The following is a 20,609-nucleotide window of genomic DNA, read 5'->3' as shown; positions in this document are numbered from 1 at the left end:
ATGTTAAAGCGGACAAAATGCCGCAAAGTTAATATCTTCAATAGACTCGGAGCCGACTAAGGCACCTTCAAGTGAGGCACTTTCTTCTTCCAATGTTGCTATCCCTTCTTCGGCAAACGTACTCATTGATAAGCCTTCTTCTTCTAGTGCTGCGCTAAATGTACTTACTAAGTCCATAGCTCTGATTTCCTCTGCAACGGGCAGCAAAATCATTAACCAATCAGCAAAGCCACCAAAATAGCCTTTACTGCCTTTTTGCGTAATGAAGTCACTGATGGCGCGCTGCCTGATTGTTTTTACCTTGTTTAGGTCGGCTTGTAGCTGTGGGTAAAAACAGTTTTTAACAAGCTCGTAGTCATACTCGCTGGTTGTACAGGCTTGGAATAACTTAAAATCAACACTGTCTAGCATGTTGTTTTGATATGCGCGGCGTACATAATGGGCGGCTCTGACTAATGGCTCGTAGCTTTCAAGACCAAACGCTCCGGGGAGGTACGCTTTTTGATATTCTGCCACCGCACGCTGTGCTGCTGCGTAGAGCTTGTCGCCATTGTGGCCGTTTTGTAGGTAAAACTGATGGGCATCTTGTCTACCTTGCCATATGCCCTCATCATGCTCTATTAATGTGGTGCCTGATACCGCACTGGCGTAGCTATAAACATCGAGCCCTAAGGCTGAATAAGCCCACAAAGCGGGTGCTTCAGCACGGTGGAACAAGCGCCAGTTTTCTACCTCATTCCAATCAGGGGTGGGGTTTTTAACCGTTGGAATAGGGAAGTTGCCCGCGCCATATTGCCTTGCTGCAATATCGTTGAACCGTGTGAATTGAACGATGTATTTGGCGCTGTCTGCGACTTTTGCAAAACCGGCATGGTCTAAAAATGTGCCACTAAAATAACCATCAATCATGTCTTGAGTTAGCACATTGGTGAGCGTTACGCCGCCTTGGCTGAACTCGACACCCAAATTGATGTAGGGGGTAATGGTTTTTAGATAGATCTCTTTACCCAGTTCCTCTTGTTTTGACAAATTGGCAATGGCGGTGTTGTTGACCCTTGAAGCACGCAATTTTTTTAAGTACGCACCCACGGCATTGATCCATAGGTTGCCGCGACTTTTAGGATGGCCTCCTAGCTGTTGTGTTGCTTGGTCGGTATTAAACTGCAATGCGTGGAACATGTTTTTAAATTGCGGGTAGAATCGATAGACGTTCTTTTGTTCCGTGGTGAGATACTCGCTAAAATAGCGAAGTGTTCCTTTGGCGAACGCTTCCATATTTCCAGAGAAACTATAGATATTTGTGCCTTGTAGGCTTGGCTCTGTGTTGATGTTAAATCGAGAATCTTCATACCAGTTTGCAACTTGGTCTGCATCGGTATCTTCTTTAAAAGACACTTCCGCAACATTGAGAATGGTTTGCGTTGTGGTGAGGTTTTCATGTGGTTCATCAATGCGTAAATTTTGTGAGTAGCTTAAGTTTCGAATTTCGAGTGAGCCTTTAAAGCCATTGCTACTTGCATGTAAGCCAATGGGTTGAGATAAGAATTTATACACAGTATCGGCACTTAATGTGTGTAATAGAGATAAGGTGTAATTAGGGTTTTGTTTGCCAAGTGCACTGTCGGCATCTTGTTCAGACAAGTAGAGGCCAAAGATAAATTCGTCGGCTGAATCGCTGGTGGCATTTTTGGTGCCTATTACTGCCGAATGCCATGTGCAGTCTGCCAGCAATGATTGATTTGTGCCTTGTTTTATAGTTTGGTGGTCAAGGCTATCAATGAGCTTTGCTCCATGGTTTAAACCAATTTGAAGCGCCATCCCTTCTACTTGTTCAGTATCAATAAGCCCATAAGCGTTTGGCGCGATACGCTCCATAGCAGTGCGTTTATAGGCATTAATCACGTCGGTTTGGTTTAGGCTTAACGATAGGCCTAGTTGCGCGTTGCTTTCTTTTTGTTCAGTACAAATGCGATAGTCGAACTCAAAGCCAAATTCAGCGTGATCCGCTGGCGGCAGAAAAATACTCTGCGTTGCTGGTAAGGTGTTTTCTGTGGCAAGCAAAGAAAACTCGCTTGGATTATTCGAATTGCTGCGTGATGCAGAGATATTTTGTGTATTTGCGCTAAATTGCGCATCGATGCCTGCATAGCGAATGTTACGAATTGCATGACTGGTGTGGTTTTGCGCTACGGCATTATCACCGGCAAAAAACACCACAGGAGCGTCGTAAATATTGGCCACTTGCTGCGCATTAAGTTGTACATCACTAAAAATGCGCTTTGACCCTAAGTCTAGCGATAATTGGTTTTGCGCGTTAATTTGTAAAACAACGTCTTGATATTGGCAATTGGTGTATTGCTGCGCTGTTTGCACATAGGTGAATATGTCGTCGCTATACTGATGGGGTTGCAAGGTGACACTTCTTGAGCCCGTATCATCAAATAGAATATCGATGCCATTAGCGTTGTTGCCTATGGGTAGAATGCGACTATCTGGTGCACTAAAGTCTAAGCTTAGATAGTTTTGAGAGCCGTCACCTAAGCGCAGTCCCATGGTGGAATATTGCTCAGATTGGCTGCCCGGTTTACCGCCAGCACTACAATTTTTATATTCAAAAGCAAGCGCAGCCCCTTCTTTTGAAGGCATCCATTTTCGCTCAAATGCCAATACACTCAATGAGTTACTGGCTTGCTCTTCGATGAGCTGATATTCGCCATGACCATCTTGGTTGTTATAACTTGGCAGGCCGTTTTGACTACCCGCCATAAACTCACTTGGGTGAGTTTTTGACTGTGGACTACCGTCGGTAACATCGGTAGGAGAGGTGTATAAATGAAACTCACTTGCACCAGTGCTCTTAACGGTAATTGTGCTGCCTTCACGAACAACATAGTTGTTATTATCTGCTTGTAACTCAACAAGGTCACCGCCTTTAGGGGTCACTTTAAAAGTAGAAAATGGGTCTGGTTGGGTATTAGGCGTTAAGGCAATATACCGCCTATCGGCATAAAATCGTTTTAAATACCTACCGCTATAAGGACCTGGAATATCTCCAAGTTTCAGTCTAATGATATCGCTGAGCGGGTCGACTACTTCAACTTCGAATATACACCACATATTATCGAAACCAGTGAATCGTGAAGGTTGATTGAATATCTCTAGATTGGGTAGCCCATGATGAGCGTCCATACAAGCAAAGCCGTTTGTTCCCTTTGGCTGCAATACAATTTTATCTCCGGTTTGTATCGACAGGCCCGGCCCAATAACGAGCGGGTCGGCTTGGGCTGTATGTGTAAATGCTCCAACACATGAAATGAGCATAAGGGACGACGACAAAATAAATTGCCGCTCTTTTTTATGTTTCATTTTTATTCCTTCGTTTTTGTTGTGTGTTTATTTAGCTAGTTACGCCATGGTGCTTGCTACTTTTTAATCATTACAGCGAGGCGAAGAGCGCACTCTGTGATTTCCTCGGTTATTTTCTTTGCAAGCAATTAAGCTAACTGGCAGCTGTTTTGAACGTATCATTTAGCGTCTAAATGGGATCTTTTTAGTTCTTAGTAATTGTTTTTCTAACGCTACTCTTTTGTTAAGTCATTGACCTAACTTGCGATATTTTTTTGGGTGAGCAGCGCCATGTGTTGGCGCTGTGTGAGGTTTAAATATCAATAACCATACGTATTGTCGTACAGGGGCTTCAATTCGCCCTGTTGCAGCGTTTGGCGCATTGCATTAATTTGTTCCGTTGTGAATGCTTTTCGTTGCTTATCGAGCGTGTTTTCACGCATGTAGTTGTAATATTCAGGCGCATTTATGCAGCTATCATTGTAAGCTAAAGGCATTTCGCAAATAGGTGCTTTTGGGGTGTCGGGTGTTAAACTGGGCAAACCAAGGTAATGACCAAGTTCGTGCGTGAGTACGGTGATAAGAGGAGTCATTATTTGTATTGGCTCGATCTGAACGCCAGCTTGTACTTCGTTACTCGTCGTGATCCCAGTAGATTGAGGGAATGAATTACTCTTTAAAACGATGCCTTGCAGTTTGTCCTTGGCAGGTTTAGCCAGCTCAGAATTAGTTGTATTTGCGTTCGACAATGTATCGGCATCACTTACCCATACATTGATGTAATGTGCAGTATCCCAAATGGGTAGCTCGTTTACTGTGTTTGCATTAACTTGCGTTGTCGCTACTCGGTTAATACCGTTTGTAGGTAACTCATCTGGAGATGTGGTTGCTAAGTAAAATTGGATCTTCGCGTCAGAGCCCACATCCTCGTTTGCATTGATGCTGAAGCGACTAACTTGTAACACGCTTGCTCGAAAATGATTGTTGGTGGTGGCCAGTAAATCTCGTATTTGTTGATCCGAAACGTCCTGTGTATTGCCGGGCAAAACATGTACAACAATGGGTAACTTGATTAATTCATTCGATGCATCGTCACTCGCTTGTTGCGCAGTGAAATTGGCTGTGATGTGACATGGTGTGGTCGCACTTGCAACTATCCATTGCGATTGAGTAAGTTGGCTTGCTCCACAGCCTGATAAGCTGGCTAATTTATGGCTAGTGCTGGCTTGTACATCAAATGTAAAACTGCCGCCGACGGTTGTAGAATTGGGTAAATTAAGTAGTTCACCTAATCCATCAACCGAGCTTGTGACAGCCACTTCTTGCGCCACTTGTGTGCCTGTCACCGTTACTTTGCAATCCTCGATAGCATTGTTGATTAAAATCATATTCTTCTTTGTGTTGAGTGTGGCGTTACAGCCTGAAACTTGGCTCACTTCATAGCCTGCTTGAGAACTGATGGTAAAAGCACCACTTTGACCTGCTAACAAACTGAGGTTGGCAGGTGCGATTGTAAAAACCTCTGGTTGATATTCGACAGAGATTGTTGCTTTTGAACTGGCAGTTCCTTTATTGACTTGATCCTCAGGCTGTGGTGTTTTGTTAGCACTGTCAGAGCAGGCCATTGTTAGCGCAATAGACAGGCTTAACAGTGATATACGTAGAAGGCTCATTGGTTCATTTCTCATTCTAAAAAACTTCGATATGTTCAATTAGTGCGTTGGCAAAATTGAACGCTGGGTTGGTATTCAGTTATTGGCTGCGACGTTATTACTTCTTGAAACGCAAACTTGGTATGACAGTCACTTCTAGGAGTTGCTTGTCTACCAATAACGGTTACTTTGTAGTCCTCATTCGCATTACAGATTAAAATCATATTCTTCTGAGTGTTTAGTGTGGCGTTACAACCTGACACCTGATTCACTTCATAGCCCGCTTGGAAATAAATGGCAGAAGCACCACTTTGACCGACTAACAAGCAGAGGTTGGCAGGTACGATAGTAAAAACCTCTGGTTGATACGCGGCAGAGGTTGCTGCTTTTGAGCTGATAGTTCCTTTGTACACTTGGTCGTCAGGTTGTTGCGTTTTGTTCTTGCTATCAGAGCATCCCATTGTTAGCGCAATAGACCTTAATTGTGATAAACGTAGAAGATTCATTGGTTCATTTCCCATCATAAAAAACTTCGATGTGCTCAATTAATGTGTTTGAAAAATTGAACGCTGGGTTGGTATTCAGTTATTGGCTGCGACGTTATCACTTCTTGAAATGATGGGTTCTTTTTAGTTCTTAATAGATCTTAGAGACAGTTTTCTTTCCCAAAGAGGTTTTTAATATTTTGATTTTGATGCTTTTATTTGATTTTCGGTGAGCTAACTTAGTAAATGGAATATTTTGATTTTTTGAACAACGGAATTTGAGAAAAATATTTCTTATAACAATGTAGCATGTTGATTAACGAAATTAATAAACTGGAATAATATATTATTATTTTATTTCAGTAAGGTATGAGGTCGTATGAGTAGGGGCGGAATGTTAAGTCGCAGATTGTCCGCTAATGAGGTGGTTAAGGTCTTTTTACTCGAATAGCGGTTATCTCTGTATGATAACCGCCGGTATAGTGATTTTGTTATATTTTATCGTCCATTTTTGCTTTTATAATAAAGGGTTATTTTTGGCATTGCACCTTTGACATTTAAATGTCGCTCACAACCATCGCCTTACGTTTTTACAATAGCTAATGTACTCATCTCCAAATTGCTCCGACATGATATTTTCTTCAAATTGGATATACCAACGGTCAACAATCACAAAAAACAAGCCAGCCAAAAGCAGTGAAGTTACTGAGCCACCAAATAATATGGCAAAGCCAAACTGGGCGACCACAAATCCTAGATACATAGGGTTACGGGAATACTCAAATGCACCTTCAATGACTATTTTGTTCGGTTTATTGAAAGTTAATAAGTTTGTTTGGATCTTTTTAAACTGATTCTTGGCATAAACAGACAATGACAGCCCTGCAATAGCAATGGCTAATCCAATATAGTTGTAAGGTGTGCCAACAAGGTGTTCAACGGGCGTAAACCAACACACTACAGCCATGGAGATTGTAAATAGAATAAACAAGTAAGGAGGGAGTAACTTTTTCATGCGAGGTTCCTTTTAAAATAAAATCAAAGTTTACGCACAGTGATTTGGCTGTGCCTTAACCTATGTTAAGTGCATCGACTTTCTTATTCTTGAGAGCGTTACATCGGTTACGCCAATATACATGGCTACCTGGCGAAGGGGGATCAATTTGCTCTGCTCGCCAAATTCACTTAAAAACTGCTCATATCGTTGCGTGGCATTGAGCATTAAAAAGCTCGCTTCACGGCTTTCTTTTTTCATGACCAGCCGCTCATACAGGCGGCGAACTATTTGTGTCCAAATGGGCGTGTTTAACTCAAGCTCTATTAATGATTGATAGGGGATGGATGCAGTGGTGCATTTTGTCAGTGCTTGGCAGTAAAAAGGACTGGGTTGTTGTAATACACAGGTAGTGACACTGGCAAATGCGCCACCCGGTTTCACCAGCGATTTATTGCGCTCTATACCTTGATGGTCAATGTAATAGTAGCGTCCAACGCCTTCTAGCAGAAAGTAAACATTAGAGTTACTTTCTCCTTCACAGAATATGTGTTGATTCGCTGAAAAGGTCTCAAATGCAAAACGCTGTATTGCTGGCTGAAATTCTGAGTGATTAAGCGGTGCAAGGGTGTTGAGAAGATCAAATAACAATTGCTGGTGTGGGTTCATAGCCATCATAAGTGTTCCCTAAAGTTAAACTCACTATAAAACACACAGGGTGACAATGCGATATACAGTAAAGGCAATTTCCTTTCATGTATTCAAGTTGCATCCATTAAGTTCTGTGCGTTCCTCACAATGTAACTATTTATACGGCATAGCAGAAGACGTGCCGATACGTTGATGTTTTTATCTTGAAATAATCACCGTTTGACTCAACTCATTAGCTTGTTTAACAAAAAATACACATGATAGCGTTGTCATAATTATTGAACTTTTATTTTCATTTACAAAGGAGCTAAACAATGAAAGCACATAATGGTTTTACGCTTGCGCTTATCGCGGGTTTATCGGCGAATGCTTTTGCAGCAGACCCAACGGGGCGGTCGAGTCTCGAAAAAGGTAAGCAGCATCATCATTTGAACAACTACGGGCCGCAGTCGCCACGAGATATTGATAGCACCTCAGGGCAAAATCGCATCGTCTTTTCAGCGGCACCGAAACGTGAACAGTTAAATTTATGTAACATCCACTTTCACAAAAATGCAGAGCACCGTGGAGGTGAGTTTACTACACCGGCGCTGGCAAATAGCAGCCAAGCGGGCTTTTTATACAGTGGTGAGCTTACATCACTAGAAAAGCAGCCGTTAAGCGGACCAGTATGTGCTTCTAAAGAGTTGAGCTTAGTGCCGGGTGACACCATTGAGCTGCACTATGTGTACAGCTCTGCACCAGTTAAACCGGGCGCTACATTAGGTGCATGTTTGAGCGAGCACATTAAAAACCCGCAACTGCGTGTTGAAGCACAGGTGATGGTGCTAACCAATGACGGGTACGGGCAAGACTTTAATAAGCTGACTCAGTTTGAGGCAGTTAATGGCTACTACCAAGCAACTCAAATTCCAACCACCACAGGGCAGCCTGTTGAATACACGGGTTCTACCACGGGCCCTAGTTACAACCAAAAAGGCTCGCCATTTAAAGTGACATGGAGTGTGCGACCTGAGGTGATCAAAGTAGATACTCGTAGCGTGGGTACGTGGTGCGCAAGCAATGTATTTGAAGAAACCGCAGCACATGGCGTGAGAGATCTTGTCACTGCGCCTGAGCATTTATCACCGATTTTGAACTAACTTTTTTCGTCCGCTGATTGTGCCTCAAAATGAGCACGGTTAGCGGGCTTTTCCATACAGCCCTATATTGCATAGCTAATTACCATATACATTTTCCTTAAAAAGTTGAGGAAAAACTCATATTTAACCAACGCCATTTATGAAAAAAACTGTTTACTTCTTAATTTAAAAAACCAGATTTATCAGTATATTAAGTTTTAATAAAGTCAATCAACGTATATCAACCTCAATCAAACACCAAAAAATCTTAATCAATAAACAATTATTAAGATCCCAATTTTGACTCTTTTGTGAAAACTCAACATCTTGTTTTTTAGCAGTGAGTAACTGCGTGGATCTGTTTCAAGAACTTTTTTTAATAGTTGAGTGAACAAATGAAAAAAATAAAAACTCTATTACCACATTTGGTATTTGCATTAACGCCTTTGGCTTCATCCATAGCGATGGCCAATACCTGTCCGAGCATAAACAACGAGCAAGTTGAGAATTTCTCTGAAAAGCTTGATGAATTGAGAGGTAAATTTAATGAAATTGCAGCGGATGAAAAGCTTTCATCTGGGACAATCAGCAGCGATTTAGCTGAGTTGGACCATGCCTCTCCTGGGTTTTCAGAACTAGCGGGTGGGGTTGCTGAAGCTGGTGGCGTTTTGCTTGGTGTAGAAATGGGAGTAGGCGGTTTAGCTGCTGGTATTCGGGATCATAACAACGAAGAAATCATCACCAGTAGCGTTACAATTGGTACTTCAGTGGGTATTCCTATTCTCACTCGGATCATCACTGAGCTGGCTGGAGAAATGGTGGGTGAGGTATTTGGTGGTGTAGCTGCTGGCGTCGTTGCCGAAGGTTTCAGTATTTATACCGGAGTAAAAGCGGAGCAAGAGATTTCCAAAGTAAAAGAGCAAAATGCGGACTTAAAAAAAGAGTTCGTTCAATACGCCGACCAAATCATCGATAATATGGAAAATATTAAGGGGACCATACTGGGAAAATCAGGTTCTGCGTTGAAACTGGATGCCAAGCTTATCCCAGATGTTCTATTTAATGTAAATAAAGAAAAAATAGATTATCTATCCGATAAAATTCTAGCGCAAATGCTTGAAGGGAAAGCGTATTATCTGAATCAGGAAAGAGCGCAAGAATATGCCCAATACGTTGATAAGCCTGACAATAATAAAGCCAGTCTGTTGGCAAAAATAGAGCAAAAACTATTTTTTATTAACCACGATTATGACTATATTACAATCAAACCTACTCCTGGTATTTACCCAACCCAAACACTAAAGTTAAGTAACAAATATAAAAAGCAAGGTAGAAGTTGGACGACGACTGAATTGGTATTTGAAAGTAAAATATTTAAAGACTACCTAGAAAGGTTACTCGTTTATAGAAAAGACGTCGCCAATTCAGTTGCTGAGAATATTGTTGAGCGGGTGCTGGATAACAACAAAGTATTAATCAAAGAATACAAAGCCCTGATCCAATCTGAAATGAATTCCGATGCTTGGCAGCAACAACTTGTATCGCAATATAACACGGCCATCAAGACGAGATTAGCTTGGTATATTTTTGGTCAAGAACTCATTGAACAAACCGACACATTGGACTTTGACACTGCCGAGTCAATCGCTTGGATCTCTAGAATATTTTTCCCGATGATTGATGGTTTTGTTGATGGGGCAATCACCAAACAAGCTGTTAAGGATATTGATATAGCGCCGATCACAGTCGCTTTGGTTAACAAGTTCAGTAGTGCAAAACTAGATATCAATGATGAGGAAAAAGTCAACGAAATCATTATTAAACAACTCCATAATGATGACAATGTTCCGCCAAATATTGTGCAGGGTATTCATACCGCTTTGGAGAATACGCACAAGCGAGTGAACAACATGCTGCTCGCAGATAGCGACATAGTTAAACTCTCTTTTGATAAAAAGCAGGTGCTTGCACAAATAGATCAACTCGAAAAGAACAATGCCTTTGAAAGCAGCCTCAACGCTAAAATTAAAGATTATTTAAACAATTTTGGCGGCGTGCTAAAAGAGAGTAGTTTCGATCACCACTCTTTTGATCGCGACGCAGTTATGGAGATGTTTGGTAATGTCCTTGAGGATGCTGCACAGCTACATCATAACTACATGTGGCAAGTAAAAACTAAATTAACCGATTTACATGCGACATTAAAACGCAGTACTGATAATTGCAGTATCAGCCAATCTTTGTATCAAACAGCCCACGACATTGAACTTAATTATTACGATCATTATGTGCAAAACCCCAGCTTCGCACGCTATAAGTGGCTAACATTCAGGATGTTGCCAGATGTGGTCGACGAAACCAATAAGATAATGAATTACCTTGGGAATTCAGCAAATTTACTGGCTGATGCAAACCAGTGTGATCTTAAAAAGCCGTAACCATTAGTATTCAAAACAACATACTGAGTAAATGTACACGTATAGGAATAAATTTTATGTTTAAAAAAACAACTTTCGTTGCACTCGCTACCATGTTGGTCAGCGCAATATCTTATGCAGCGCCTTTTAAAGATGATGGTAGTTTAAAGCAGTTTTTTGATATGGAAGGCGCTCAGTTTTCCTGGAAAACGGTCACCATTGGTGGGATCACAGATGACGTACCAGTTGCACCGCATGCTGAGCGTTATTTTCAAGATCGACTTAAGCATATTACGGATCAAAGCTTTAAAGCGTGGGATATGAAAGAAATAGAGCGTAGGCAGCGTATTTCAGAGCTAGATGAACTCGCTGAAAAAGGTAAACTCACCCCAGGGGATGCCTTTGAACGAGCGGTATTACGAGGGGCGGGCAAAGAAGCATTAACCCGTAACGAAGTGCAAGCGATAAAAGAGTATACAGAAAACAGCAGCCCGCATGTGCAAGATATTCTTGCTGATAAAATGACAGATAGGGTGAATACGCTTGATAATGCACTTGACCATATTCCGCCTCATCAAGATGTGGTTTATCGAGGCGCAGCTGCAGAGCAAGGGTTATATGGCGAGCAGATCCAAGTTGGTGATCATATCCAAAGTAGAACCTTTATGTCGACAACCGCTGATCCAGCCTATGCTAAATCTTACAGTGAGAGAATGACTGAGTTGGGTGATAAAGATGCGGTATTTTTTCGCATAGATGGTGAAACAGGACGAGATATTAGCTTATACAGTATTTACTCGGGTGATGGCATCGAGGCTGAAGTACTTTATCCACGCAATAGCGTATTTGAGGTGACAAATATAGAAACAAACAACGGTATTACTTATGTGAACTTAAAAGAACAACCCAAATATGACGGACAGGTTAAAGATATCTACTCAGGTGAAGCATATCAACGTAAGTCGTCTCCGCTCGATAGTCCTGAAGCACAGGGTGCTTATTGTATTGGGTTATAGTCGCTTAATCCGATTATAAGCTAATACGAGGTAGCACAAATTTTAGGCCTCGGCTAACACATTTTATATTAACTAGGTGTTAGTCGAGGTTTTGAGACCTTCACTTCAGTTTGTCCTCTACATTGAATTGATCTAAGCCTTACTCACCTAGTCTCATAAGCTGAAGATTTATACTAATATATTGAAATTATTATTTAAAATCTTATAAGGGTAATTCAAACGGCGATTACTCAGCGACAGTAAACGTACCAGCGCACGCTAAAGAGTAAATGGAATGAAATGCCTGCGGTAAGAGCCCATTAGATGGCTTGATATCTCAGGTTCAATAACAAAAATAGACACGCTTTTATGTTCCTTCTGTCGTACTTGCTTTGACGATGAAGTTAGAACCGTGCCTATCTTTGGTTAATGGGTGTTAACAAATCACGCTCTCAACTCGCATCCTGAATAAGTGAAAAATTATTAACGTATTGATATTTATGGTTATTAAAGTGAAAAGATAAATTAAGATCAATTCAGGATTATTCACATACGTTACCTAAATGAGCCTGTTAGCCTGTATTGGCTTTTATGCAAAGCAAGTGGCTTGTTTGTCGCAAGCAAATGGTAAATCAACCATAGATTTACCAAGTAAGTGACTAGCATGCAAAACATCACACGCTTACTTGCCGCAAAGTTAAAACTACGGCGGCAAACAACAAGGGCAAAATTATTATGATTGAAAAAATGTTCAATAAACGATACGCAGGCTTAGTGCTTGCCTCAATTTTTTCTGGTGGAGCGTACTGTGCAAGTATCACCATAGATAACGATGTAATCACGCACTTTAAGATCACCCAACAAGACCTAGAAGCGAGTAACGGTGAATGGCAAGACGGTTACTACTTACCTTACAACGAGAATGGTCGTGATTACTCTATCGCTATTAAAGGCCTGCACTCTAAGGTGTTTGAAAACCCAAATACCACCTGTAATTACAGGATAAAACTGCAACATCTAGACAGATTGCCATTTGCAGTTCTTGCCTCTGATAATGAACAGTGTCCTGCGGATGGAACCATTGTTTACAGCGATGCTGCAAAGTCTGTTGCTAACCTTCCTCATATTCGTGTTGGCGGGTTTGCTTATGCCGACAAAGACACCATAACGATTGAAGTACTCGATGTGTGGCGTGGTGTATCAACTTCATTGGCTGTGCGAGATAATGTAGCATTAACGACAGGTCTAGCTGGGAGCGATAGTCTATCTCGATTTGAGGTTGATGTAGTTAACTCAGAATTAAACCAAATTCGTTTGAAGATGCGCCATGACGCAGGCAGTAAGGCTGGTCGCTACATAGAAAGAGAATATAACGACTTTTTAAATAAGCCTTACCTAGGTTTAACGGCTAACACCGAACCCACCGATAAATCCATTTTTACTGTAGATTGGATAAGTGATGAACTGGCGGCTGAGCGCGAAAATTTGAATACCTCTGGGATTCTTCTCACTGCTGACAATGACTTTACCCTAGATGTTGATTTAATTGGGGACGATGATTCTCCATTTGTCACCCTCAACGAAAATTACCACAAAGTTATTCGCTTTTGGGATGTAAATAGTTTGGGGGGCGTTGCCAATGTACCTGAAGCAAAAAATAAGGATAAAGATCCAGCTAGTTTGCAACTATCACAAAAAGCTGAAGTGGCTGAATTTGAGTTGTTCCATGCACCGTTAAAAGAGCGAAGTTACCCCGAAAACTTGACATTTAGGATCAATGAAAAACCAGAATTGGAGCTAACAAAGAATTACTTTGATTATGCAACTGGAGTATTTCTAAATATGAGCCCTGCTGATGTCCGAGCCACACTGGATGAGGTTAAACGTCAAAGTAAAGTGATTGGTGCGAACTATTTATATCCGATGAAAGCGGTTATCACGGTAGAAAATAAGGATGGTGAACAGTTTCAAATATATGATAGACATCATATGGAATTGAGTGACTGGGAGCAGCTTAAACGCCGTGCTGTAGCTGCAACTAGCAGTCGGCATCCAGGTACAGTGACTGACTTAAGCTCAATGGTTTTACCAACCTACATAGACAAAAATCAATTAACCTACATAGGAGATACACGCTGTAATACAACAGGTAACGTTTCATATATGAAACAGAACGATAGTTGTATTTCTTACGCTGAAGGTTTTAATGATATACAAAGTAATGAACTTGCTCCGCGCTTTATTGCTACAAAGCTAATAGAACGAGTCACTGAAGACAAGGTACAAAAGTTCAGCCATAAGCAAATGGTTCAAGCCGCTTCGGCCGTTTATAAAGAAGCACAAAACTATCTATTCTCAGATAATTTTTTACAGAATAAAATGGATTTAGACTTAGACCAATACCTGGGTTTTCTGGCGACAGTTGGCATATCAGGCGAAGAAAAACAGCAGTTTCGCACCTACCTTTCTAATGTTTTCAGTGCTGACTCTTTGGAAGTAATGCGCCCTAGAGCAAAAAGCTTTCCTAAGGTACATAATGTATATTTAAACCAGTACGCTCAAGGTACAGATTGGTTTAGGGAAATTGAATCACGCCATCACTTTTTACCGATGGGGATTTATAAACCATATTTGAGCACGTTTGCGTTTGAAGCATTTGCAGATATGGAAAAACACGCAGATTACACTGAATCACCTTATTCACTTTTACCTGCATATGACGCACCATTGGTGATTTTTGGTACTATGGTAGCGGCATTGCAGACCATCGAAAAAATGGAAGGACGAGATGCAGCACATAATTTTTATGCCAACAATGGTCATAATTACCACAAGCTCTACAAAGCCTCTTCTTTAATATTGAATCAATATGGTAAACAGTGGATCCCCGCCATTGACAGACCTCTGCGAAGAGAGTCAATCATTTTCCATGCAGCGTATGAATATGCGCAGCGAGCCTATATTGCGCCAAATGACATTTTACAGTCTTTTTGCAGCTTAAATGATATGAGCAAAAAAGCTGTATTGACAGAGGCTGAGTTTGCCGATTGCGGTTTAGTGCAGCTACACCAAGAAGAAAGAGACATTGCGGAGCTTAAAAAGCATGAAATTGCGCGCTTTATGCGTGTAGAGAAAACGAAAATATCAGGCGGTTGGGATGAAATATTGTTGCCTCTGATTAGTGGCCCTTTGATCGATTATGTATTTACTGGCTCATTGTTTGGTGAAGAGTTTGAAGGTTTGCTTGAGGAGTTTGCGACAACGGAAGCAAGTGAGATAGAACTAGAAACGACAGGAAGTGAGTTGGCTACAGAAGAGGAAGCAGGAGAAGCAACAGCGGCAGAAGAATCAGCCTCAACTGAGCTGGGCGAAGAATTATCAGAAACTCGCTTTAGCTCTTATTGTCCCATTTAATTTTGCAATCATTGAGGAGTTTTATTATGAATAACAAATTGTGTTTGATCGCTTTCTTTTGCTTAACTTCTTTTCAATCCTACGCAGTTGGACAAGCAGAGTGTGCATTACCTGATGCGGGAGAAGAAATAGCGCAAGGGGAGATTTTTGGTAACACCCCACTTACCGAAGATGAAAAGTTTAAAAAAGCCGTATCTTTAGAAGGGCAATATTGGTCAGAGCGTCGAGCAGCTGACAGTGCAAAAGTAAAAATAGGAGAGCTTAGTGGCAATAGAAGAAATAGTGCGGCTGCATATGCTAGAGCTAAAATCGATGTTGAAGGTATTGAAGGAGCTGACGATGGGATACTACAGACATCAGGCAACATTAATATCAACGTTAAATATGCTCAAGTGAAGAATGAAAGCTGGATCTCGACTGTAAGCTCAGAAGCGCCAGGAAACGCTACTTTTCGCATAACTAATGTAAACAAGTACATGGAGCGATTAACTAAGGAATATGAAAAAGTAGGAGAACGGCTTAACCCGTTAACACGCCGATTTATTGAGCAATATATAACGCTCAGTGACGAGGGAGTACCACTTGAAGACGGCGGGCGTTTGTTAAGTGAGGTGAATGGCTTACCCGGGATGCATGCTGAAGTACAAGCCTTTAACAGTATAGCAAATATAGCAGAAGAAGAAGGAATTACTCTCACTCAAGACGAGTTACGTAAAATCACTATTGCAACGGTTCGAGTTGCTAAATCGCCATCACAAATGGGGGCTGACTTCGTCGCTTGCTCTAATTGTTCAGGCATATTAAGTCAAACTGGCGTGAGCATCATAACCAATAGTCTGTAATTAGCACTCAGTCTTGCGTAAATAACACCTGAATTCTCGGTGTTATTTACGCAAAAATATTCACATTCGTCAAAGCGTATGCGAGGTAAAATAAATGAGAGATGAAAATGAGCTACCTATGATCGGCGCAAGAGCCGAAGACATTGGTTGTCCAAATGAATACACTGGAAATGTATATGATGTATATTTTGAAGTACGAGAGTATGAAAATAGGGCGCTCAACGTTTTTGAGGCGTACTTAGGATTGGATAAGAAAAAAGAGATTGTTCGGTTAGCGCACGGGTACCACGTCAAAGTGCCCCTTCAGGCAGTTCCTGATTTAGTCAAGCTATTATCAGAGCAACATATAGCAGTTTATCAAGTGGTACGTTTTGCGCGTTCGAAGGAAGTATGGCGGTAGACCATAGGGCGGCGGCTTAACCCACCTACGCTTGTATCGTAGTAGGTCGGTTAAGTGGCGAAGCCACGCCACCCGACACTGACCGTCGCTAATATCCAATATCTCATGGCAAAGAACTCTGTAACAGATCCTTTGACTCGTTTATGTATTGCAGCTGTTTTTTTGATGCAAATTGCTCGGATTTTTACAAGGTTTACAGGTATCAAAATCTGCATTTAAAGGTGAACCCTGTTGCCCGAACTCAAAATTACAGATAACCCAATCAAGAAATTTTTCTTGCAACAGTTCAGGGTGGTTTACTCGGCAGCCTCGTCCACCGACCAAACCCCTAAATTCATCTGGAATTGAAACACGCTCCTTTCCTAAGTAACAAAAATCGTTACTCGCATAAACAAATGGGTTCTTCGTATCTTGATCTTTAAGTTCTTTGTGAAAAGGGTTATCAAGTTGTATCCAGTGATGGTTTTCATCTTGATAGTACATATTATCACCACATTGCTGTTGCCAATTTCCTTGCATATTTGGTTTCTTAAAATCAAAACGTTCATCTCTAAAATAATCATTCATATGAATGATTTCGGTTATCTTCATGATATAGATGAATTTATGACCAGATTGTTTTGAGGAGAAACCTGCGATCCAATCGCCTTTATTGGCAGCAATAGGCTGATGATTTGGTGTGCAAACAGCAAGTGTGCACCAGCCTCCAAATGGATTGGGCGCTAAACCTGAATCAACCGTCATTATGTAAGTGTAAAGTTTTGTCATTTGAATACTCGTATTCCTTTGCAATGTAAAGAGACAAATCGAAGTACCGATTGGTCCCTAGTTGCACTTAGTGAGCGCGACAAAATGAGTATATACAGCTTGCGATCAACATCAATCTTCTAAAGCGCACCAATCGCACCTGCAAGTTTTTGATTAAACGCTTTGCAAGTGACTTGTTCATTTGCAGTATCAAAATTGTCGAAAAAACTGGGCAATGACAGGGCACCTTTCACGTTGGCTGCAAAATAGGGGGCGGATTCGGTGGCAGCTTTAAGTACACTTTGTGCGCCGCCTTGACCTGGTGATGTTGACAGCATGATCATGGGTTTATTTTGGAATACCTTTGAATTAATGCGTGAGGTCCAATCAAACACGTTTTTGTAGGCGGCAGTGTAGGTGCCGTTATGTTCAGCGAATGAAACTACGATAACATCGGCATCACCGATAGCCTGATAGAAGTTATGCGCAAGTTGCGGGATGCCGTCTTCTTTTTCCCTGTCGTCACTAAAAATGGGCATTTCAAAATCATAGATATTGAGCGACGAAACCTCTGCTTGTGGGATCTGTTTTGCGGCATATAAAGCCAATTGTTTGTTGATAGAGTTTTTATTATTGCTTGCTGCGAAGGCCAGTACTTTCATAGTTAATTCCATATAGCTCAGTGTGTTATTTTTCATTGGTTGGCACTTTAAAACCTCAATTTAACTTGAGGTCAATGGTTGAATTTAATTTTTTTAAAATTAAAAGCGTGGCAACTTTGGTAGTAAGCAAATGATGCAACTGAACATTATTTGACGCGTGTATGGCTTAATTCCAATAATTGCATACAATATATTTTGCGGTGGTATCTTATTTAAATATATGAAGTATTGATCGCACCGCAGATATACAACAAAGCGGCACATAACAAACTAAGGTTATGTGCGATGATACAACTAGGTAGAGGGACTCTGATGAAATTACCAAACAGTAAACGGGCTAACCTATTGAGTATGATATTTCTGTCTGTCACAGCCTCCGCTTGTGCAAAAACAGATTATTCATACTTTACGGGGACGCATCAAAAATTTAAGCAAACCAGCAACAAAGTCGTGGGCACTTACATTGCCAATTGGTCTAATCCCAGCATCATAGATGATGTGCCGGGTGATAACTTAACGCATGTTTTGTATGCATTTTTGCGCGCTTGTGGGCCAGGGGAAAGGCCAAATGATGCGAGTGTATGCGCGAACAAGGCTGACTTTCAATTAGCGGAAGACAGCACCACGATAGATAAACAGTTTGCGCCTAAGTTTTTACAATTAAAGCAAAAGTATCCACATTTAAAAATACTACCTTCGGTGGGAGGTTGGGGCGGCTCAGGCACTTTTGCACCCATGGCGAAAAATGCACAGTCGAGGCAAGTATTTGTCCAGTCAGTGGTCAGTTACCTTAAAACACATCGCGCTTTTGATGGTATCGATATTGATTGGGAGTGGCCAAGCACCATAGAGGAAGGTGGTCACTATGCCGATCTCATGCAAGATTTAAGAGCGGCATTCGATGTACTTGAAAGCGAATTAGGACGAGAGTATGTCATTACCAGTGCAATTGGAACGCACAAAAATAACGTGAAGAATATTGATTATGAGCGTGCAGCGCCTTACCTCGATCATATATTTTTAATGACTTACGACTTTTTTGGTGGCTGGTCTAGAAGTAACATAGGTCATCATACTGCCTTAGATGGCCATGGCGCGAATAGCGTGCCACACGGCGTAAAACAAGGTGTGCAAAACCTGCTCGATAGAAGTGTACCAGCGAGTAAGCTGGTGGTGGGGGTGGCGAAATATGCTCGTGGTTTTGATGGCGTGAGCTTAAGCGCATCGGGCACACACATTGGTGGACGCGCAACTGGTTTATTTCCAAAAGCTGTTCAGTCATGGGATGAAGAGGGCGTTGGTACCTATAAGCGCATAGTCAATGAAGTGATTGGTGCCAACGGTCAGGGTATTAATGGTTTTAGCATCCATTATGATGCAGACTGCGATTGCCACTATGCATGGCGAGACAGTGACAAAGCTTTTGTTGGTTTTGATCACCCTGCAAGCGTGATCAGTAAAGCCAACTATGTGTTAACGCACCATTTAGGCGGCATATTTGCGTGGGAATATGCGCAAGACAATGGTGATATTTTGAGTGCCATGAATTATGGCGTGGGTAATCAGTGGCTTGGTCAATCAGATCCTGATGATGGCGTTGGTGCATGTAAAGGGATAGAAAGCTGGCAAGCCGATGAAGTTTACCGCCAAGGCGACCGTGTTTATGTCGACAATGGTTTGTATGAAGCTAAGTGGTATTCGAAAAACCATCATCCAGAACAATACTCCGGTCCATGGCAAGTTTGGCGTTTTATTAGCCCCTGCCAGTAGAGAGCAAAATTAGCCCGAGGTTACCGGGCTATTTTCTTGAATAAGCAACAGATGCATATAACTCTTTGTGACTTTGGTGTTAAGTTGACTTAGTATCGGTGTACTGCAACTTTTTGTATGCCTTTGATTGCTACATTTTACTTGAGCGACAAGGTATTGATAGCGAGGTTAGCTAATCACAAGTTTAAGAGCACCACATCAATTAGATTAAAAACAATAAAAAGCATAAGGATATTTTGCGTTGAATCGATATGTACTCATTTCTGCCATTGCAATGTTCATTGCATGCATTGATGCCTTTGGTGGAATGCTTGGATTTTGGTCCATAACTCACCCAGATGAACGTGTGGTCATTTTAGCTTTTGAACTAAGCACATTAGCTTTGTTGTTGGCTAACAGCCTGTTAATTAAAAATCAATTTAAGCATGATAGCGAGATTTATAAATTAGCGTGGCTATGCACGCTATCAATAACTGTGTGCATGTTTGGCGATATCGTTAATTTTAATTTGAGTCAAACTTTCTATGCCCACTCAAATGTGGTTAAGCATGATTATTTAATTGACTCAATTTTATTTTTTGCACCAGGATATGCTTTATTACTCGTTGCAGTTGCAAAAGTATTACTGTGTATTTATTCCCCTCGCGTTATTACTTTTGCTGCTTTGATGGCATTTATTGTCGCTGCGCTTTGTTATAGCAATATGGTTATTCACGGCAGTGGTCGGTACGTTATCTCTCTTTCTTTTGCTTATAGCCTGCTAATTTCATTGCCTGCATGTGCCGCTGTGTTAATGCTGCTGAGTCCTTTTGGGCGAAGATATATCGGCGTCTGGTTACTAGCTATAGGTCTCGCTTTAGCCACGATTGCAGATGCCATTATTGGTGCGTTTTGGATATTTGGTAACAATGGCGCTGGCTTTTTTCCACTAGCAAGAGAAATCAATTGGATACTATACATTGCGTCGCAAAGTATCGTGATCCACTTACCACGGGTGGTATCGGTAACCAATCTGGATATGCAGCAGAAATCGCTTCGTTATAGTTCAACATAGTACAAGTAAACATTCGAGCCTAGACATAAAAGCGCAGTCTAAAGGCTCGGATGTTTAAAT

General features: G+C 41.4%; 15 protein-coding genes. 8 read left to right on the top strand and 7 right to left on the bottom strand.

The window, feature by feature from the left end:
- Positions 1 to 3 precede the first annotated feature (3 nt).
- The 5 genes from AC5FX4_RS20405 to AC5FX4_RS20385 form a co-directional block, all read right to left on the bottom strand.
- The gene (locus AC5FX4_RS20405) at positions 4 to 3,366 is read right to left on the bottom strand and encodes a hypothetical protein (RefSeq protein ID WP_493608252.1); all 3,363 of its coding nucleotides are present in this window, start codon (positions 3,364 to 3,366) and stop codon (positions 4 to 6) included.
- A 299-nt stretch (positions 3,367 to 3,665) separates the two neighbouring features.
- The gene (locus tag AC5FX4_RS20400) at positions 3,666 to 5,018 is read right to left on the bottom strand and encodes a zinc metalloprotease (RefSeq protein WP_493608251.1); all 1,353 of its coding nucleotides are present in this window, start codon (positions 5,016 to 5,018) and stop codon (positions 3,666 to 3,668) included.
- Between the two features lie 35 nt (positions 5,019 to 5,053).
- Positions 5,054 to 5,503: a hypothetical protein gene (locus AC5FX4_RS20395; protein ID WP_493608250.1), complete on the bottom strand. Its 450-nt coding sequence runs from the start codon at positions 5,501 to 5,503 to the stop codon at positions 5,054 to 5,056.
- Positions 5,504 to 6,050: 547 nt separating this feature from the next.
- A complete protein-coding gene (locus AC5FX4_RS20390; protein WP_493608249.1) occupies positions 6,051 to 6,497 on the bottom strand; it encodes a methyltransferase family protein in 447 nt (148 codons plus the stop codon).
- 60 nt (positions 6,498 to 6,557) lie between these two features.
- Complete coding sequence (locus AC5FX4_RS20385) at positions 6,558 to 7,154, bottom strand: Crp/Fnr family transcriptional regulator (protein ID WP_493608248.1); 597 nt, start codon at positions 7,152 to 7,154, stop codon at positions 6,558 to 6,560.
- A gap of 287 nt (positions 7,155 to 7,441) precedes the next feature.
- On the opposite strand from AC5FX4_RS20385, the gene AC5FX4_RS20380 reads away from it, so the two are divergent.
- The 6 genes from AC5FX4_RS20380 (at position 7,442) to AC5FX4_RS20355 (ending at position 16,316) form a co-directional block, all read left to right on the top strand.
- Positions 7,442 to 8,269, top strand: coding sequence for a delta-class carbonic anhydrase (locus AC5FX4_RS20380; RefSeq protein WP_493608247.1), 828 nt, complete (start codon positions 7,442 to 7,444; stop codon positions 8,267 to 8,269).
- Between the two features lie 374 nt (positions 8,270 to 8,643).
- Complete coding sequence (locus AC5FX4_RS20375) at positions 8,644 to 10,686, top strand: hypothetical protein (protein ID WP_493608246.1); 2,043 nt, start codon at positions 8,644 to 8,646, stop codon at positions 10,684 to 10,686.
- 56 nt (positions 10,687 to 10,742) lie between these two features.
- Positions 10,743 to 11,681 (top strand): ADP-ribosyltransferase, encoded by a 939-nt coding sequence (locus AC5FX4_RS20370; RefSeq protein WP_493608245.1) that lies wholly within the window; start codon positions 10,743 to 10,745, stop codon positions 11,679 to 11,681.
- A gap of 714 nt (positions 11,682 to 12,395) precedes the next feature.
- Complete coding sequence (locus tag AC5FX4_RS20365; RefSeq protein WP_493608244.1) at positions 12,396 to 15,074, top strand: hypothetical protein; 2,679 nt, start codon at positions 12,396 to 12,398, stop codon at positions 15,072 to 15,074.
- Positions 15,075 to 15,100: 26 nt separating this feature from the next.
- The gene (locus AC5FX4_RS20360; RefSeq protein WP_493608243.1) at positions 15,101 to 15,916 is read left to right on the top strand and encodes a YwqJ-related putative deaminase; all 816 of its coding nucleotides are present in this window, start codon (positions 15,101 to 15,103) and stop codon (positions 15,914 to 15,916) included.
- A gap of 94 nt (positions 15,917 to 16,010) precedes the next feature.
- Positions 16,011 to 16,316 (top strand): hypothetical protein, encoded by a 306-nt coding sequence (locus AC5FX4_RS20355; protein WP_493608242.1) that lies wholly within the window; start codon positions 16,011 to 16,013, stop codon positions 16,314 to 16,316.
- Between the two features lie 141 nt (positions 16,317 to 16,457).
- Here the strand turns inward: AC5FX4_RS20355 and AC5FX4_RS20350 are convergent, their stop codons facing one another.
- Together AC5FX4_RS20350 and AC5FX4_RS20345 are read right to left on the bottom strand one after the other, a co-directional pair.
- Positions 16,458 to 17,084, bottom strand: a complete 627-nt coding sequence (locus tag AC5FX4_RS20350; RefSeq protein WP_493608241.1) for an Nmad2 family putative nucleotide modification protein — start codon at positions 17,082 to 17,084, stop codon at positions 16,458 to 16,460.
- Positions 17,085 to 17,203: 119 nt separating this feature from the next.
- Positions 17,204 to 17,725 (bottom strand): NADPH-dependent FMN reductase, encoded by a 522-nt coding sequence (locus AC5FX4_RS20345; RefSeq protein WP_493608768.1) that lies wholly within the window; start codon positions 17,723 to 17,725, stop codon positions 17,204 to 17,206.
- A gap of 312 nt (positions 17,726 to 18,037) precedes the next feature.
- Here AC5FX4_RS20345 and AC5FX4_RS20340 point away from each other — a divergent pair, with 312 nt between their 5' ends.
- Together AC5FX4_RS20340 and AC5FX4_RS20335 are read left to right on the top strand one after the other, a co-directional pair.
- Complete coding sequence (locus tag AC5FX4_RS20340; RefSeq protein WP_493608240.1) at positions 18,038 to 19,495, top strand: glycosyl hydrolase family 18 protein; 1,458 nt, start codon at positions 18,038 to 18,040, stop codon at positions 19,493 to 19,495.
- Between the two features lie 241 nt (positions 19,496 to 19,736).
- On the top strand, positions 19,737 to 20,549 hold the full coding sequence (locus tag AC5FX4_RS20335) for a hypothetical protein (RefSeq protein WP_493608239.1): 813 nt from the start codon (positions 19,737 to 19,739) through the stop codon (positions 20,547 to 20,549).
- The last annotated feature ends 60 nt before the right edge of the window (positions 20,550 to 20,609 follow it).

Source organism: Pseudoalteromonas sp. ATL1 (genome assembly GCF_058933015.1).
This window is presented reverse-complemented; position numbering and strand designations above follow the sequence as displayed.

Bases quoted from the DNA above. Each gene is read 5' to 3' on its own strand.
- AC5FX4_RS20405 (WP_493608252.1), bottom strand. From the start codon at position 3,366: ATGAAACATAAAAAAGAGCGGCAATTTATTTTGTCGTCGTCCCTTATG.
- AC5FX4_RS20400 (WP_493608251.1), bottom strand. From the start codon at position 5,018: ATGAGCCTTCTACGTATATCACTGTTAAGCCTGTCTATTGCGCTAACA.
- AC5FX4_RS20395 (WP_493608250.1), bottom strand. From the start codon at position 5,503: ATGAATCTTCTACGTTTATCACAATTAAGGTCTATTGCGCTAACAATG.
- AC5FX4_RS20390 (WP_493608249.1), bottom strand. From the start codon at position 6,497: ATGAAAAAGTTACTCCCTCCTTACTTGTTTATTCTATTTACAATCTCC.
- AC5FX4_RS20385 (WP_493608248.1), bottom strand. From the start codon at position 7,154: ATGATGGCTATGAACCCACACCAGCAATTGTTATTTGATCTTCTCAAC.
- AC5FX4_RS20380 (WP_493608247.1), top strand. From the start codon at position 7,442: ATGAAAGCACATAATGGTTTTACGCTTGCGCTTATCGCGGGTTTATCG.
- AC5FX4_RS20375 (WP_493608246.1), top strand. From the start codon at position 8,644: ATGAAAAAAATAAAAACTCTATTACCACATTTGGTATTTGCATTAACG.
- AC5FX4_RS20370 (WP_493608245.1), top strand. From the start codon at position 10,743: ATGTTTAAAAAAACAACTTTCGTTGCACTCGCTACCATGTTGGTCAGC.
- AC5FX4_RS20365 (WP_493608244.1), top strand. From the start codon at position 12,396: ATGATTGAAAAAATGTTCAATAAACGATACGCAGGCTTAGTGCTTGCC.
- AC5FX4_RS20360 (WP_493608243.1), top strand. From the start codon at position 15,101: ATGAATAACAAATTGTGTTTGATCGCTTTCTTTTGCTTAACTTCTTTT.
- AC5FX4_RS20355 (WP_493608242.1), top strand. From the start codon at position 16,011: ATGAGAGATGAAAATGAGCTACCTATGATCGGCGCAAGAGCCGAAGAC.
- AC5FX4_RS20350 (WP_493608241.1), bottom strand. From the start codon at position 17,084: ATGACAAAACTTTACACTTACATAATGACGGTTGATTCAGGTTTAGCG.
- AC5FX4_RS20345 (WP_493608768.1), bottom strand. From the start codon at position 17,725: ATGAAAGTACTGGCCTTCGCAGCAAGCAATAATAAAAACTCTATCAAC.
- AC5FX4_RS20340 (WP_493608240.1), top strand. From the start codon at position 18,038: ATGAAATTACCAAACAGTAAACGGGCTAACCTATTGAGTATGATATTT.